Source organism: Pseudomonas agarici, from assembly GCF_900109755.1.
Classification (GTDB): domain Bacteria; phylum Pseudomonadota; class Gammaproteobacteria; order Pseudomonadales; family Pseudomonadaceae; genus Aquipseudomonas; species Aquipseudomonas agarici.
This window is the reverse complement of record NZ_FOAR01000011.1, coordinates 23904-38922: the sequence shown is the minus strand read 5'-3', so window position 1 is coordinate 38922 and position 15019 is coordinate 23904. Positions and strand designations below refer to the sequence as shown.

The following is a 15019-nucleotide window of genomic DNA, read 5'->3' as shown; positions in this document are numbered from 1 at the left end:
CGATTATCACTCGGACGCCATCAGCACCGCGAGCGTCAGCTTGATGAACTCTTCATTCTTGTCGATGGTGTCCAGGGCGCCGCGCACATTGTCGGAGACTTCTGACGATCCTTGCTGCTCCACCCAGTTGGACAATCCATAATGGCTGCCTCGAGCGCGAGCTGATTTTCGTTGATCTTGTAAAGCAGACTGGGGAGCAGGGCTGAGTTGGGCATGGGAGGTCCGATTTTTGAGATGAGAGATGTGATTTTTTGGCTGTTCTGCTACATCCCTAGTTCTCACTTTTTAGCATTCTAGACTTTTTGATTCGAAGATCGCACCACTCGATTACCTCTACTCTAACCCAGGCCACAGCTCGACCACCTAGTTTAACTTGTCGTGGAAATGTACTCTGACTTACCATTTTGTAGATCGTACTAGTCGACATACCTGTAATTCGCTTTACTTCAGCTAGCCTAATGAAAAGGATCGGTTGTCGACTAAGATCATTTGACTCTCTAGGTTGAGAAAATGTATCAGTCTCAGGTTTTTCGAATTCGCGCGGCTCTTGGCTTAAGGATTTGGTAGCCTGCTTCCTCGTCCGATCAAGCTCAAGCTTGGCTCTATCTCGCTGTCGATCAATGTAATCAGCAAGATCCGACAGATGAACGCCTCGTGCAGTTTTTTCGTTCAGCTCCATGGAGACAATCAGTAGGTCAATCTCACCTGAGGAGACCTTTGTTCGTAGATTTGCTGGTGTCAGATGAGTGAAATAGTCGGCGCATACCCGACTCAAGGACACAATCGTCTGGCCATGATATTGAGCCATTAAGAGAAAAAGAGTGTTCATCGCTCGACTCCCTCGCATAACGGCGGCATTAATCTACCGGTGCGGTTTGTTCCATCCTTCGGATCCAAGCATTTTGCCACTCTCTCTGCTCAAGTCGACTCACGAAGAATCTCAAAGCGCCGGCACTCATTGCGACGATGATAGTTATATATTCGAAGCGTTCACCGTATACGCCTGCAATCGCCAGCGCGGTCATCGCGGCTAGCCCAGCGGCCGTAGAAGCCAGTATGCAGTCTTTGACTTCGTTCGCTACGGGTCTTGGGCCTTTGGTCGACGTCACGAAAGCCTCGGCTTCCTTCGCGCGTGAATGATAGCTGTCAGGTCCTTCTGCGTTTTCATTCATCTTTGCACCGCTCCTGGTTATCGCCTGAGCTTAGCGCGAATGCAGGAGATGATCATCGCAGATGCTGCCATTAAACTGGCATAACCGAGCCAAAACCACCCATTCAGGCACAAAAAAGGCACTTGCGATAAACGCTAAGTGCCTGATTTGTATAGCTAATTTGGTGGAGCCGGGGGGATTTGAACCCCCGTCCGCCAGTACTCCGCTGTCGGTACTACATGCGTAGCCGTGTCTATTAAGTTAACCCTCAGCGACCCGACGGGCAGGGTGCTTTGGGCGAGTTGTGTAAGTTTTAGCCGCTTCGTCCACAACGTACTGCACGGCGATTCTGTTCTATATGACAATCATTTTGGGTTTACAGACATCCCCTGATGATTGCTGGACCCGAAGGTGCCAGGAGTGCATGTCAGCTGCAATTAAGCAGCGAGAGCAGCACCGTAGTGGTCGTCATTGGCAACTATAAGTAGTTGCAACAGTGGATTTACGAGTTCTGTTACCAACTCGGCATGCACCTAAAGTTTCGCAACCGGCGTCGAATCCTAAACGGCCCCGAACCTGCTGTGCATTACCAGCAGGTAGCCTCAGTGTACCTCAATGTGGCTCCAAAGGCCATCCCGATCGGCAGGCCGACGGTTTTACCGGGCACCCTTCTGGCTGTTCTGGATTTTCTGGATCGCCCTTTGCGTAATGACGATGCATTCCTTGGAGCCTGCAGCGGTGTCTTTCGTCTGGGCAGCCTGGGCTTGCTGGATGTCGCTGTCGATCTGGCCCCTCAGGTCGGCGGCCAGGACGCTGGCCTTGGATGTGTTGATATTTTGCAGGTTGCTTGCGCACAGATCCTTTTCGCTGTCGGCAAACGCCGGGGCGGCCAGCAGTGAAGCGATAACCAACCAGCCGGGCAGTACGGAACGTTTCATGGCTATCTCCTTGAACCGGGGTTCAGGTATCGAGACTGGCGCCTGGGCGCGTGGGGCCTTTGGGTAGCGCCTGATCAGTGGACTGCCCTGGTTGGTCAAGGTTCTACTTTTTTGCCGTGGTCACCCGATCCACCAGGTAGACCAGTCCGTGATAGTCGATCCCGCCATGCTGGCTGAGGCCGATTTCACAGGTGCGGCTGGTGGAGATGCCTTCCGCGCAATATTGCACGGCGTCCTTCAAGGTCCGCAGCGAGTGGGCATTCAGTTCCGGGGTGGTGAAGCCTTTGTCGCCGGCAAATCCGCAGCAGTGGATACCTTCGGGGATCACCACGTTGTGGCTGCAGCGTCGCGCCAGGTCGATCAGTGCCTGGCTTTCCCCCAGGTGCTGGGTGCTGCAGGTCACGTGGACGGCAATCGGTGTGTCCTGGGGGGTGAAGGTTAGTTTGTCCACCAGGTGTGTGCGAATGAAACGTACCGGGTCGTAGAGGTCGAGGCGACTGTCGCTCAGGTCCTGGACCAAGCGCAAGGTGCATGGGCTGGTATCGCAGTAGATCGGGTCGAGGCCGCCGCGGCTGGCATGGAGCAAGGCGCCGATCAGTTCCTGGCGCTTGCGCTCGGCCTGTTCGGCGTAGCCCTTGGATGCGAAGGGCTGGCCACAGCACAGCCGTTCGGGGTTGTCCGGAAGTACTACTTGGTAGCCGGCCTTTGCCAGCAGGCCGCAGGTCTTGTCGAACAGTGACATTTGTTCTTTGTCACCTGCCGCCGGGCCCATCACTCGTGAGACGCAGGCGGCCAGATAGACCACCCGTGACCGCTGGTCATCGAGCGCCGGACTAAAACGCACCGCCCGCTCCGGTTGCGGCAGGGCGGTGCTCCACTGTGGAACACGCCCGTTGGACAGGCGCGTCAGGCTCGATGAGAGCCTGCTCAGGCGCGGCGCTCCGAGCAGCATGCGGGCGCCATTGGCGACATGCAAGGTGAGGCGGGCGCCCTGTAATGTGGTGGCGAAGTGTGTTGCCAGCCAGTTGGCGGCTGTCACATGGGTTGCCTGGTGGCCGCGCAGTTTTTTCATCAACTCGCCGGTATCGATGCCCACCGGGCAGCGTTGCGCACACAGGCCGGTGGCGGCGCAGGTGTCGATGCCCTGGTATTGATAGGCGGCCTCGAGTTCCGAGGTGTCGATGCCGGCGCGTTTCTTCGCCTGGATATCACGCCAGATCACGATGCGCTGGCGAGGGCTCAGGGTCAGTCCTTTCGACGGGCACACCGGTTCGCAGAAGCCGCATTCGATGCACTTGTCGATGATTTCGTCGGCGGCGGGCAACAGTTTGAGGTGCTTGAGGTGAATCCGTGGGTCGTCGCTGAGTATCACGTCCGGGTTGAGAATGCCTTGGGGGTCGAGCAGGTGTTTGATGGCCCACATCAGTTGGTAGGCGTCGCTGCCCCATTCCAGTTCGACAAAGGGCGCCATGTTGCGACCGGTGCCGTGTTCGGCCTTGAGCGAGCCGCCGAACTCCACGGCTACCAACTGCGCGACGTCGTCCATGAACGCCTGATAGCGGGCGACTTGTGCTGGGCTGTTGAAACCCTGGGTGAAGACAAAGTGCAGGTTGCCTTCCAGGGCGTGGCCGAACAGGATCGCTTCGTCGTAATGGTGCTTGTCGAACAGCTCGATCAGGCGGTTGACGCCGATGGCCAGTTGTTCGACGGGGAAGGTCACGTCTTCGATGATTACCGTGGTGCCAGTTTCACGCACGGCGCCGACCGCTGGGAAGGTGCCCTTGCGGATGGCCCAGAGCCGGGCGTTTTCCACCGGGTCCGCGGTGAAGTCGACCTGCTTCTCCACTGGGAACGGCGCCAGTGAGGTCATGATCCGTGCCAGTTGCTCCTGCAATAGCGACGAGGAGGCAGCGCGGGATTCGATCAACAGCGCGCAGGCATTGCTCGACAGTTGTTGGACAAAAGCCGGCATTCCGGGCTGGCCCTGCACTGAGCGCAGGCTGCTGCGGTCGAGCAGTTCGACAGCGGACACCGGCTGGCTCTTCAGTACGGTAACGGCGGTGCAACAGGTTTCCACATCGGGGAAGACGATCAATGCCGACGCTTTGTTCGGGTGGTCGATTACTGTGTCGTAGGTCACCGCGCTGATAAAGCCCAGAGTTCCCTCGGAACCGACCAGTAAATGGCTGAGGATATCCAGCGGCTCGTCGAAATCCACCAGGGCGTTGAGGGACAGGCCGGTGGTGTTCTTCAGGCGGTATTTGTGACGGATCTTCGCGGCCAGTTCGGTGTTGGCGCGGGTTTCCCGAGCGAGGTCATCCAACTGTCTGAGCAGTGGGCCGTGGCTCTGGCGAAAGGCGACGAGGCTGGCCGGGTCCTCGGTGTCCAGGCGGCTGCCGTCAGCCAGCACCAGGCGAATTCCCGCGAGGGTGTGATAGGTGTTCTGCGCGGTGCCACAGCACATGCCACTGGAGTTGTTGGCGACAATGCCGCCGATCTTGCAGGCATTTATCGAGGCGGGGTCCGGGCCGATTTTGCGGCCAAAAGAGGCCAGCCAGGCATTGGCCTGTGCGCCGATGACGCCCGGTTGCAAGCGGATTTGACGGCCCTGGTCGCGTATTTCCCGGCCATTCCAGTTGTCGCCGAGGACGATCAGCACCGAGTCGCTGCTGGCCTGGCCCGACAGGCTGGTGCCGGCGGCGCGGAACGTCACCGGCACCTGGTCGCGGTGGGCCAGCTTGAGCAGTTCGACTACTTCATCTTCGGATTCGGCCCGGATCACCAGCTTGGGGATCAAGCGGTAGAAGCTGGCATCGGTACCGAAGGCCAGGGTCGAGAGTGCATCCTCGAAGCGGCGCTCGCGGGGAATCAGTTGTTTCACTGAGTGGAGGAACGGGGCGGGCAGGCTCATGCAAACTCCTCACGGGTTGGTGGCATCTGGTGCGCCATGTGCCCCGTTCAATCAGCCGGTGATTCGGGTGGGCACGAGGTTCAGGCGCCCAGTTCGCGGACCAGCAAATCGCGGTTGATCGCGCCGATGGACTTGGCGCCGGTGAGCACCATGGCCACACGCATTTCTTTTTCGAACAGATCCAGCAGGTTCTTCACGCCGGCTTCGCCCGCGACGGCCAGGGCGTAGAGGAAGGCACGACCGATCAGGACGGTGTCCGCGCCGAGGGCGATCATGCGCAGCACGTCCAGGCCGCTGCGGATGCCTGAGTCGGCAAGGATCTTCAGGTCGCCTTTGACGGCGTCGGCAATCGCCGGCAGGGCGCGGGCGCTGGACAGCACGCCGTCGAGCTGACGGCCACCATGATTGGAGACCACGATGCCGTCGGCGCCGAACTTCACTGCGTCCTTGGCATCCTGCGGATCGAGAATGCCTTTGATGATCATCGGGCCGTCCCAGAATTCGCGGATCCACTCCAGGTCCTTCCAGGAAATCGACGGATCGAAGTTGGCGCCGAGCCAGCCGATGTAGTCGGCCAGGCCCGTCGGGTTGCCACGGTATCTGGAGATATTACCCAGATCATGGGGCTTGCCCAGCAAGCCGACGTCCCAGGCCCACCGAGGATGGGTCATGGCTTGCCAGGCACGCCGCAGTGGCGCGTTCGGGCCGCTCATCGCGGCGTGTGCGTCACGGTAACGGGCGCCCGGTACGGGCATGTCCACGGTAAAGACCAAGGTAGTAACGCCCGCTGCCTTGGCGCGTTCCAGTGCGTTGCGCATGAAGCCGCGATCCTTCAGTACGTACAGCTGGAACCACATGGGCCGGTCAATGGCCGGGGCTACTTCCTCGATCGGACAGACCGACACGGTCGACAGTGTAAAGGGAATGCCCTTGGCCGCCGCCGCGCGCGCAGCCTGGACCTCACCGCGACGGGCATACATGCCGGCCAGGCCAACCGGTGCCAGCGCCACGGGCATGCTCAGGGTTTCGTCGAACAGGCGGGTTTCCAGGCTCAGTTCAGACATGTCCCTCAGTACGCGCTGACGCAGGACGATGTCGGCCAGATCCTCGACGTTATGGCGCAGGGTGTGTTCGGCGTAGGCCCCGCCGTCGGCATAGTGGAACAGGAACGGCGGCAGCTTGCATTGGGCGGCGGCACGGTAATCGGTAGCGGCGGAAATGATCATGGGAGCTCGCAACGTTGGGTGAAAAAGCAGTTGCCGGGGTGTCGACAGCCCTGACATGTGTCACTTTGGTGCACCAGCATGCCGGTGAAGACGTAGGCTTGGGCGAGGGTGATGCTGCCTGCGACATGACCCTTGAGGCGAAATACCCCCAGGACGAGGGAGAAACACGATGGGAATAACGACAGCGACAGCAGATAGGCCGAGGTTGCCGAGAGGACTATAGAGCTGTTGCCAGGTTTGCATATGGAGTGGCCCTTAATGGTTCCTGGTAGGCGCTGATCAGCGAATGTAAATTGGTATTACCAATTTACATTCGCTGTGAGCTAGGTTAAAAGCCCTATTAGGCGCGTGTCAATTTGCCGTGCTGAAGCTTTCGTCGGCGAGGCGCAGGAAGGGGCTGGGTGGGTGTTTTTGCGCTGTCCGCTAGGGGCCGGTGCGGCCTCAATAGACCCGAATAAGGGCCTCCGCCAAGGGTTTGGGGCTGCGAGGAGTCAGTAATGGGGTTTGATCAGGTTCGTCAGCGCCGTTTGTCTGACGATATTGTCGAGCAGCTTGAGCGGATGATCCTCGAGGGCGCGTTGAAGGCCGGTGAGCGTCTGCCGGCCGAGCGTGCGTTGGCCGAGCAGTTCGGCGTCTCGCGCCCCTCGTTGCGCGAGGCGATCCAGAAGCTGGTGGTCAAGGGCTTGCTGGTCAGTCGCCAGGGTGGTGGCAATTATGTGGTGGAGACGCTGGGTTCTACCTTCAGCGACCCGCTGCTGCATTTGCTGGAAACTAATCCGGAGGTCCAACGCGATCTGCTCGAATTTCGCCATACCCTGGAGGCGTCTTGCGCCTACTACGCGGCATTGCGGGCGACCGAGGCGGATCGAGAGCAGTTGCAGATTGCGTTCGAGCTATTGCAGAGCTGCTATTGCCGCGAGGGAGAAGTGAGTCGAGCGGAGGAAGGCGAAGCTGACGCGAACTTCCACCTGGCAATTGCCGAAGCCAGCCACAATGCGGTGCTGCTACACACGATTCGCGGGTTGTTCGATTTGCTCAAGCGTCACGTGGTGATCAATATCGGCGGCATGTATAAACAGCGCACCGAAACCCGCGATAGGTTGATCAGTCAGCATCGGGAACTGTATCTGGCGATTGTCGAAGGTCGGGCGGAACAGGCTCGTGAAATCTCCAGTCGACATATCCTGTATGTGCAGGAAGTGCTGGAAGAAGTGCGTCAGGAGGCGCAGCGGGTGGCGCGAGCGAAGCGGCGCAAGGGAATTTGACGAGGTCGAGGGGCGAGCCCCTCGACATGCCAGGCCACCCCTTTTGTGGTGGCGCAGGGGCTCAGTCGTCCTTACCTTTATTGCGCACCGCGCGCTGTAGTTCGCGACTGGCATCGCGCTCGCGTTCGGTATCACGCTTGTCGTATTCCTTCTTGCCCTTGCCCAGGGCAATCTCGCACTTGACCAAATGCTTGCTCCAGTACAAAGAGAGGCAGACGCAGGCGTAACCTTTCTGTTGCACGGAAGCGAAGATCTTCTCCAGCTCGCGCTGGTTGAGCAGCAGCTTGCGCGTGCGCGTCGGGTCGGCGATGACGTGGGTGCTCGCGGTGGTCAGCGGCGTGAAATGGCTACCGAACAGCCAGGCCTCACCGTCCTTGAGCAAGACATAACTGTCGACCAGTTGCGCCTTGCCTGCCCGCAAACTCTTTACTTCCCAGCCGGCCAGGACCAAGCCAGCCTCGAACCGTTGTTCGACGAAGTAATCGTGGCGCGCCTTTTTATTTTGCGCGATGGTCCCCGTGGGGTGTTTCTTCTGTTTAGCCATAGGGGCGGCATTATAGGGGGTTGCGCGTCAGTCGGCTACGGTGAAGCTGCGTGCTTGAGCGCGTAGGATGAATCCCGGACAATGCGCTCACTTTTGTTTGCCGCCCAGCTGTGGAATCAACGCTGACATGACGACCCATATTCAACGTTCGGCCCTACTGCCTTATCCGGCACAGGCGCTTTATGACCTGGTGAACGACGTCGCGCGTTACCCGGAATTTCTACCGTGGTGCTCGACGGCCCAGGTGCTGGAAAGCTCCGACGTGCACATGCGCGCCACACTGGGGGTCGCCAAGGGCGGCTTGAGCCAGCAGTTCGTCACCCGCAATACGCTGGTGCCGGGGCGGTCGATTGAGATGAATCTGGAGGAGGGGCCGTTCACCCAATTGCATGGTGTCTGGGTGTTCAAGCCGCTAGGGGAAAAGGCCTGTAAGATCAGCCTGGATCTGACCTTCGATTATGCCGGGCCTATCGTGCGGGCGACCCTTGGGCCGCTATTCAACCAGGCGGCCAATACTCTGGTGGATGCTTTCTGTCAGCGAGCCAAAGAGTTCCATGGCTGACTCCTGGGTTTCGATAGAGGTGGTATACGCCGAGGTCGGGCGTCAGTGTCTGTTGGCGATTTCGGTCCCCGTGGATACAACGCTGCGTGGTGCTGTCGAGTTGTCGAAAATGGCGCAGCAGTTCCCTGGGATTGATCTGTCGAGTTGCCCACTGGGGATCTTCGGTAAAGTAGTCGGTGATCCCGACGTTCGGATCGTGAGGGAAGGCGACCGTATCGAGATCTATCGACCCTTGTTGGCTGACCCGAAAGAAGCGCGGCGCCTGCGAGCGGAAAAAGCAGCCAGGAGCAGGGCCTAGTGGCCTGTATGGTGAGTTCTATGAGTCCATTTCGGCGCCATAAATCCCTGGCCTGCGTTGCTGTTCCTCGCCATAGCCCGGCTATGACTCGTCACAGCGCCTTGGCCATGGGCTTATGGCATTCGACCTTGAGCTAACGAACTCACCGTACAGGCCACTAGAAGCTCACTGGTGCATGGATAATAGAAAGCCCGCCATTCCGGGCTTTCTATTGTGTCGGTTTATTACCGTGGCGACGTATCCAGTGGTTCCGGGGTTGGAACCGGCACGGTTTTTACGCCGTCGACATCTTTCTGGATCTGCTCAAGCAATGAGCCTGGTTTGGCCGGCTTCTCTTCCTTTGGCTTTTCGGCGTTCTGGTTGGGCGCATCGACGGTGGTGCCGCTGTCCTTGCCGAGAATGGCTTCGTCGCGACTCATGCCGGGCATGAAGTCGCCGGACAGGCTGGCCAGTTGGTCATTGTCGTTGAAAATCAGACTGACCCGTTCCTGTTGGCGTTCACCGCCACCAGGTTGCAGGCTATACAGGTAATCCCAGCGATTGGCGTGGAAGGTATCGGTCAGCAGGGGGTTGCCCATGATAAACCTTACTTGATTGCGGGTCATTCCCGGACGTAACTGGTCTATCATGTCCTGCGTGACGACATTGCCTTGCTGGATGTCGATTTTGTAAACCCCAGGGAATGAACAACCGGCGAGTGCGAGCAGTCCCACTAAGGTAAAGCTGGTTAGCAAGAGCTTGGTGTTTTGCATCGGTGGGCGACTTCCACTATCTTGGCTGGGACAACGTAAACCCCGATCATACCTGTATTAAGAGATGCTGCGAAGCAGCGTCGCGAGAAAGCTGACCATGGTTGAAAATAGCGAACTACGTAAAGCCGGCCTGAAGGTGACTCTACCGCGGGTCAAGATTCTGCAAATGCTCGACTCCGCCGAGCAGCGTCACATGAGCGCCGAGGACGTCTACAAGGCGCTGATGGAGGCTGGCGAGGACGTTGGTCTGGCCACGGTCTACCGTGTTCTGACCCAATTCGAAGCGGCTGGGCTGGTGGTTCGCCATAACTTCGATGGCGGTCACGCGGTATTCGAACTGGACGACGGCAAGCATCACGACCATATGGTCAACGTCGAGACCAGTGAGGTGATCGAATTTTTCGACGAAGAAATCGAGCGACTTCAGAAGGCAATCGTCGAAAAGTATGGCTTCGAGATGGTTGATCACAATCTTGTGCTGTACGTGCGCAAGAAAAAGTAAGCATATCGTGCGAGCTTAAGATTCGCGAAACGAGCAAAGGCGACCCAAGGGTCGCCTTCGTGTTTTTTGCCGCTCCTAGATTTTTGCGGTGATGACCATCTTTTTTGCGTGAGCCAGGGATTCCTTGGTCAGGTCGATGCCTCCGAGCATGCGTGCGACTTCCTCGATCCGTTCGGCCTTGCTCAGCTTCGAGACCGCCGTGCGGGTGGCGTCGCTGCCGCGCATTTTGTGCACGAATAGGTGGTGGTGCCCTTGCGCCGCCACTTGTGGCAGATGGGTGACCGTCAGCACTTGTCCGCGTTCACCGAGGCGGCGCAGCAGTTGGCCGACAATTTCCGCCGTCGGGCCGCCGATGCCCACGTCCACTTCGTCGAATACCAGGGTTGGGATGCGCGAGGTCTGCGCGGTAATCACTTGGATGGCCAGGCTGATCCGCGACAGTTCGCCACCCGATGCCACCTTGGCCAGGGCTTTGAGGGGTTGGCCGGGGTTGGCGCTGACCAGCAGCTCGACCTGTTCCAGCCCATAAGGTAATGGCTCGCTGCTGGCGTTGGCGTGCAGTTCGATGCTGAAGCGCCCGCCGGGCATGCCCAGGCGCTGGATTTCCTGCTCGACGGCACCGGCCAGGCCGGTAGCGGCTTGGCGGCGCAGGTCGCTGAGTTCCTGGGCGCGCTCCTGATAATGCCGAGTGTAGGCGGCCAACTCCTCGCCGAGGCGCTCAATGGCTTCGTCGTTGGCATTCAGAGTCTCGACCTCATCCAGCAATTTCTGCTGGAGGGTGGCGACTTCGGTGGGCTGAATACGGTGCTTACGGGCAAGGGTGTAGATCGCATCCAGTCGTTCTTCGAGCTGTTGTAGGCGTGCCGGATCGGCATCGAAATGGTCGAGGAAGCGGTTCAATTCGCCGACGGCTTCCTCGACCTGGATCTGCGCGCTGGCCAGCAGGTTGGTGGCTTCACCGAGTGCGCCGGTGCCGTTGCTGACACTGCTTAGGCGATTGAGGCTGGAGGACAGGGCATTGAGTATGTTGCCAGAGTCGCTTTCGCTGCACTGCTCGACCACTTGCCGGCAAATGCCGAGCAGGGTTTCAGCATTGGTCAGGTGCTTGTGTTCCTGCTCCAGGTCCTCCAGCTCGTTTTCGCCCAGACCCAGATTTTCCAGCTCTTCGAGCTGATAGCTGAGCAGTTGGTGGCGGGCCCGTTGTTCATCACCGGAATTGGAGAGGCGCTCCAGCTCATGGCGGGTCTGGCGCCAACGCTGGGCCGCGAGCTGTACCTGGCGAGCGAGATCGGTTGCTCCGGCATATTCGTCGAGGAGGCGACGATGAGTGTCGGTCTTCAGCAAGGATTGGTGTTCGTGCTGGCTATGGATGTCGATCAGCAACTCGCCCAGGGCCTTGAGATCTCCCTGGGGGCAGGGCGAGCCATTGATATAACCCCGCGAACGGCCTTCGGTGGTGATCACCCGACGCAGGATGCAGGGGCCGTCATGGTCCAGGTCGCGTTCGGCCAGCCAGCTACGGGCTTCTGGAATGTCCTCCAGGTCGAAGGTGGCGAGAATGTCGGCCTTGTCCGCACCGGGGCGCACCACGCCGCTGTCGGCGCGATCGCCCAGGGTCAGCCCGAGTGCGTCGAGCATGATCGACTTGCCAGCGCCGGTTTCGCCCGTGATGACGCTCATCCCGCGATCCAATTCCAGATCGAGATGCTCAACGATTGCATAGTTATGTACGGACAGGTGCACCAGCATGAAGGCCGCTCCCAGGCTTTATGTCTGGTTATTTATACAGTGTTTTGATTTCGACTGACAATGCCTGGACTTAGCTCGATTTGCTTGAATGACTGTTTTTTTTAGCGCTAAGGGGAATGTACCGCTCGCTCCGTGGTATGCATTGGAGCCCTTGAACCTGGAAAATGCGGCCCCATATACGTGGGCAGAAGCGCGGGCCCGGCTCGCGGACGATATTGAAAGGAGGTTTTTTATGGCTGACGAACAGAATCTGGATTCGCAAAATCAAGAGGCCAACCAGGCTGCCGAGGTTTCGAGCGACGACCTGGCAACTCGCGTGCAGGTGCTTGAAGAGCAATTGGCTGCCGCGAATGACCAAGCGCTGCGCGTCGCCGCCGACCTGCAGAACATCCGCCGCCGTGCCGAGCAGGATGTCGAGAAGGCGCACAAGTTTGCGCTGGAGAAGTTCGCTGGCGACCTGCTGCCGATCATCGACAGCCTGGAGCGTGGCTTGGAGCTGTCTAGCCCGGACGATGAAAGCATTCGTCCGATGCGCGAAGGCATCGAGCTGACCCTGAAGATGTTCCACGACACGCTCAAGCGTTATCAGCTGGAAGCCATCGACCCGCACGGCGAACCGTTCAACGCCTCGCTGCACCAGGCCATGGCCATGCAGGAGAGCGCCGACGTCGAGCCCAACAGCGTCCTGAAAGTATTCCAGAAAGGTTACCAGCTCAATGGTCGTCTGCTGCGCCCAGCGATGGTCGTGGTGAGCAAGGCCGTTGCACCGGTTTCGCCGACGATTGACGAGCAGGCTTGAAATCGGTCGCAAGGCCCCCATTTGTAAGTCAAGCGTTTAAGTGCTACCGCAGTTGGCGATAACCGCTGCGGCAAAAAAATCAAAATTTCGGGAGAGTGAAATGGGCAAAATTATCGGTATCGACCTGGGGACCACCAACTCGTGTGTCTCGGTCATGGAAAACGGCCAGCCAAAAGTCATTGAGAACGCCGAAGGCGCGCGTACCACGCCTTCGATCATTGCATACGCCAACGACGGCGAAATCCTGGTCGGCCAGTCGGCTAAGCGCCAGGCCGTGACCAACCCGCACAACACCCTGTACGCGGTGAAGCGTCTGATCGGTCGCCGCTTCGAAGAGGATGTCGTCCAGAAGGACATCCAGATGGTCCCTTACAAGATCGCCAAGGCCGACAACGGTGACGCCTGGGTTGAAGTAAGTGGCCAGAAAATGGCTCCGCCACAGATTTCGGCCGAAGTGCTGAAGAAGATGAAGAAAACTGCCGAAGACTACCTCGGCGAGCCTGTGACCGAGGCGGTAATCACCGTTCCGGCCTACTTCAACGACAGCCAGCGCCAGGCGACCAAGGACGCCGGACGCATCGCCGGTCTTGACGTAAAGCGCATCATCAACGAACCGACCGCGGCCGCCTTGGCCTACGGCATGGACAAGGCCCGTGGCGATCACACGGTGATCGTTTATGACCTGGGTGGCGGTACCTTCGACGTTTCCGTGATCGAAATCGCCGAAGTCGATGGCGAGCATCAGTTCGAAGTACTGGCGACCAACGGTGACACCTTCCTCGGTGGCGAAGACTTCGACATCCGTCTGATCGACTACCTGGTGGACGAGTTCAAGAAAGAAAGCGGCATGAACCTCAAGGGTGACCCGCTGGCGATGCAGCGTCTGAAAGAAGCTGCCGAAAAAGCCAAGATCGAGCTGTCGTCGAGCCAGTCGACTGATGTCAACTTGCCGTATATCACCGCAGATGCTACGGGTCCGAAGCACCTGAACGTGAAGATTTCCCGCGCCAAGCTGGAATCGCTGGTCGAAGACCTGGTTCAGCGCACCATCGAGCCTTGCCGTATCGCCTTGAAAGATGCCGGCATCGATGTCGGTTCGATCAACGATGTGATTCTGGTTGGCGGCCAGACTCGTATGCCAATGGTGCAGAAGACCGTTGCCGACTTCTTCGGCAAGGAAGCACGCAAGGATGTCAACCCGGATGAGGCCGTTGCCGTGGGCGCCGCCATTCAGGGCGCGGTACTGGCCGGTGATGTCAAGGACGTCCTGTTGCTCGACGTCAGCCCGCTGACCCTGGGTATTGAAACCATGGGTGGCGTGATGACCGCGCTGATCGAGAAAAACACCACGATTCCTACCAAGAAATCGCAAGTGTTCTCGACGGCCGACGATAACCAGGGCGCCGTGACCATCCATGTGCTGCAAGGTGAGCGTAAGCAAGCGGCGCAGAACAAATCCCTGGGCAAGTTCGACTTGGCCGAGATTCCACCGGCTCCACGTGGCGTGCCGCAAATCGAAGTGACCTTCGACATCGATGCCAACGGTATCCTGCACGTAGGTGCCAAGGACAAAGCGACCGGCAAGACCCAGTCGATCGTGATCAAGGCCAACTCCGGCCTGTCTGACGAAGAAATTCAGCAGATGATCCGCGACGCCGAGGCGAACTCCGAAGAGGACCGTAAGTTCGAAGAGCTGGCCGCTGCCCGTAACCAGGGCGATGCACTGGTTCACTCGACTCGCAAGATGATTGCCGATGCCGGTGACAAGGTTTCCGCCGAGGAGAAGACCGCGATCGAAGCTGCCGTGGTTGCTCTGGAAGCCGCCGTCAAGGGCGACGACAAGGCTGCTATCGAAGCCAAGGTCGAGGAGCTGTCCAAGGTTTCCGCTCCGGTTGCCCAGAAGATGTACGCCGAGCAGGCCGAGAAACCTGCGGGCGGCGCGGAGCCGGCCCAGGAAGAGGCTCATAAGGACGACGTCGTCGACGCTGAGTTCGAAGAAGTGAAAGATCACAAGTAAGTCTTTACTACAGGCAGCTTGTTGATCGGCCGGTTGACTGCTCTGTAGCGGTGGCTGGTAGGATGTCGCCGCGCGGGGGCTTGCTCCCGCGTTGGTGTGTCTGGAATACGCAAATTTTTACAGCATGCGACGGCGGTCGGATGCTGGCGGTAGGGCCGGGAATGTTCCTGCGTTCCGGTTGAAGTGACCGCTTCTGTCGATCGATCCTTCGGTCGTTTAACAGAGAACAGGATCGTTGAATTGACCTGAGTCGGGCCGAACCCGTGTCGGGCTCGACTGGTTCGGCATGGCTCCAGGAAGGGGCG

Annotated in this window: 14 protein-coding genes, 1 other RNA gene and 2 pseudogenes; 6 read left to right on the top strand and 11 right to left on the bottom strand. The window is 58.8% G+C overall.

The genetic code is table 11. From position 1 onward, the window contains the following. Positions 1–6: 6 nt before the first annotated feature. The 8 genes and pseudogenes from BMX68_RS25465 to BMX68_RS26365 form a co-directional block, all read right to left on the bottom strand. Positions 7–215, bottom strand: a pseudogene (locus BMX68_RS25465) (hypothetical protein). A 56-nt stretch (positions 216–271) separates the two neighbouring features. Beyond that, positions 272–829, bottom strand: a complete 558-nt coding sequence (locus BMX68_RS26650; protein WP_017133116.1) for a pyocin activator PrtN family protein — start codon at positions 827–829, stop codon at positions 272–274. Between the two features lie 28 nt (positions 830–857). Continuing rightward, complete coding sequence (locus tag BMX68_RS12165; RefSeq protein ID WP_017133115.1) at positions 858–1172, bottom strand: hypothetical protein; 315 nt, start codon at positions 1170–1172, stop codon at positions 858–860. A 161-nt stretch (positions 1173–1333) separates the two neighbouring features. Then, positions 1334–1723, bottom strand: a transfer-messenger RNA (tmRNA) gene (gene ssrA / locus BMX68_RS12160). A gap of 84 nt (positions 1724–1807) precedes the next feature. Next, a complete protein-coding gene (locus tag BMX68_RS12155) occupies positions 1808–2089 on the bottom strand; it encodes a PA2433 domain-containing protein (protein ID WP_074862214.1) in 282 nt (93 codons plus the stop codon). Between the two features lie 103 nt (positions 2090–2192). Continuing rightward, positions 2193–5000: an FAD-binding and (Fe-S)-binding domain-containing protein gene (locus tag BMX68_RS12150; RefSeq protein WP_017133113.1), complete on the bottom strand. Its 2808-nt coding sequence runs from the start codon at positions 4998–5000 to the stop codon at positions 2193–2195. 80 nt (positions 5001–5080) lie between these two features. Beyond that, the gene (gene lldD / locus BMX68_RS12145; protein ID WP_017133112.1) at positions 5081–6226 is read right to left on the bottom strand and encodes an FMN-dependent L-lactate dehydrogenase LldD; all 1146 of its coding nucleotides are present in this window, start codon (positions 6224–6226) and stop codon (positions 5081–5083) included. Positions 6227–6321: 95 nt separating this feature from the next. Beyond that, positions 6322–6469: pseudogene (locus BMX68_RS26365) on the bottom strand (hypothetical protein); the annotation flags it as partial. Between the two features lie 254 nt (positions 6470–6723). On the opposite strand from BMX68_RS26365, the gene BMX68_RS12140 reads away from it, so the two are divergent. Continuing rightward, positions 6724–7491 (top strand): GntR family transcriptional regulator, encoded by a 768-nt coding sequence (locus BMX68_RS12140; RefSeq protein ID WP_017133111.1) that lies wholly within the window; start codon positions 6724–6726, stop codon positions 7489–7491. A 61-nt stretch (positions 7492–7552) separates the two neighbouring features. Here BMX68_RS12140 and smpB read toward each other — a convergent pair whose 3' ends face one another. After that, a complete protein-coding gene (smpB, locus tag BMX68_RS12135) occupies positions 7553–8035 on the bottom strand; it encodes an SsrA-binding protein SmpB (RefSeq protein WP_017126797.1) in 483 nt (160 codons plus the stop codon). Positions 8036–8162: 127 nt separating this feature from the next. Between smpB and BMX68_RS12130 the strand changes: the two genes are divergently transcribed. Both BMX68_RS12130 and BMX68_RS12125 read left to right on the top strand, forming a co-directional pair. Next, on the top strand, positions 8163–8597 hold the full coding sequence (locus BMX68_RS12130) for a type II toxin-antitoxin system RatA family toxin (protein WP_017133110.1): 435 nt from the start codon (positions 8163–8165) through the stop codon (positions 8595–8597). Beyond that, on the top strand, positions 8590–8895 hold the full coding sequence (locus BMX68_RS12125) for an RnfH family protein (RefSeq protein WP_017133109.1): 306 nt from the start codon (positions 8590–8592) through the stop codon (positions 8893–8895). The genes BMX68_RS12130 and BMX68_RS12125 overlap by 8 nt, the downstream gene beginning before the upstream one ends. Positions 8896–9119: 224 nt before the next feature. On the opposite strand, the gene BMX68_RS12120 is transcribed toward BMX68_RS12125, so the two are convergent. Beyond that, positions 9120–9647, bottom strand: coding sequence for an outer membrane protein assembly factor BamE (locus BMX68_RS12120; RefSeq protein WP_017133108.1), 528 nt, complete (start codon positions 9645–9647; stop codon positions 9120–9122). Positions 9648–9744: 97 nt separating this feature from the next. On the opposite strand from BMX68_RS12120, the gene fur reads away from it, so the two are divergent. Beyond that, complete coding sequence (fur, locus tag BMX68_RS12115) at positions 9745–10149, top strand: ferric iron uptake transcriptional regulator (protein WP_026013299.1); 405 nt, start codon at positions 9745–9747, stop codon at positions 10147–10149. Between the two features lie 75 nt (positions 10150–10224). Here the strand turns inward: fur and recN are convergent, their stop codons facing one another. Next, entirely contained in the window at positions 10225–11898 is a 1674-nt protein-coding gene (gene recN, locus BMX68_RS12110) for a DNA repair protein RecN (protein WP_017133106.1), read from the bottom strand. 232 nt (positions 11899–12130) lie between these two features. On the opposite strand from recN, the gene grpE reads away from it, so the two are divergent. Further along, positions 12131–12697, top strand: a complete 567-nt coding sequence (gene grpE / locus BMX68_RS12105; RefSeq protein ID WP_017133105.1) for a nucleotide exchange factor GrpE — start codon at positions 12131–12133, stop codon at positions 12695–12697. Positions 12698–12797: 100 nt separating this feature from the next. Next, positions 12798–14714: a molecular chaperone DnaK gene (dnaK, locus tag BMX68_RS12100; protein WP_017133104.1), complete on the top strand. Its 1917-nt coding sequence runs from the start codon at positions 12798–12800 to the stop codon at positions 14712–14714. Positions 14715–15019 lie beyond the last annotated feature (305 nt).

Bases quoted from the DNA above. Each gene is read 5' to 3' on its own strand.
- BMX68_RS26650 (WP_017133116.1), bottom strand. From the start codon at position 829: ATGAACACTCTTTTTCTCTTAATGGCTCAATATCATGGCCAGACGATT.
- BMX68_RS12165 (WP_017133115.1), bottom strand. From the start codon at position 1,172: ATGAATGAAAACGCAGAAGGACCTGACAGCTATCATTCACGCGCGAAG.
- BMX68_RS12155 (WP_074862214.1), bottom strand. From the start codon at position 2,089: ATGAAACGTTCCGTACTGCCCGGCTGGTTGGTTATCGCTTCACTGCTG.
- BMX68_RS12150 (WP_017133113.1), bottom strand. From the start codon at position 5,000: ATGAGCCTGCCCGCCCCGTTCCTCCACTCAGTGAAACAACTGATTCCC.
- lldD (WP_017133112.1), bottom strand. From the start codon at position 6,226: ATGATCATTTCCGCCGCTACCGATTACCGTGCCGCCGCCCAATGCAAG.
- BMX68_RS12140 (WP_017133111.1), top strand. From the start codon at position 6,724: ATGGGGTTTGATCAGGTTCGTCAGCGCCGTTTGTCTGACGATATTGTC.
- smpB (WP_017126797.1), bottom strand. From the start codon at position 8,035: ATGGCTAAACAGAAGAAACACCCCACGGGGACCATCGCGCAAAATAAA.
- BMX68_RS12130 (WP_017133110.1), top strand. From the start codon at position 8,163: ATGACGACCCATATTCAACGTTCGGCCCTACTGCCTTATCCGGCACAG.
- BMX68_RS12125 (WP_017133109.1), top strand. From the start codon at position 8,590: ATGGCTGACTCCTGGGTTTCGATAGAGGTGGTATACGCCGAGGTCGGG.
- BMX68_RS12120 (WP_017133108.1), bottom strand. From the start codon at position 9,647: ATGCAAAACACCAAGCTCTTGCTAACCAGCTTTACCTTAGTGGGACTG.
- fur (WP_026013299.1), top strand. From the start codon at position 9,745: ATGGTTGAAAATAGCGAACTACGTAAAGCCGGCCTGAAGGTGACTCTA.
- recN (WP_017133106.1), bottom strand. From the start codon at position 11,898: ATGCTGGTGCACCTGTCCGTACATAACTATGCAATCGTTGAGCATCTC.
- grpE (WP_017133105.1), top strand. From the start codon at position 12,131: ATGGCTGACGAACAGAATCTGGATTCGCAAAATCAAGAGGCCAACCAG.
- dnaK (WP_017133104.1), top strand. From the start codon at position 12,798: ATGGGCAAAATTATCGGTATCGACCTGGGGACCACCAACTCGTGTGTC.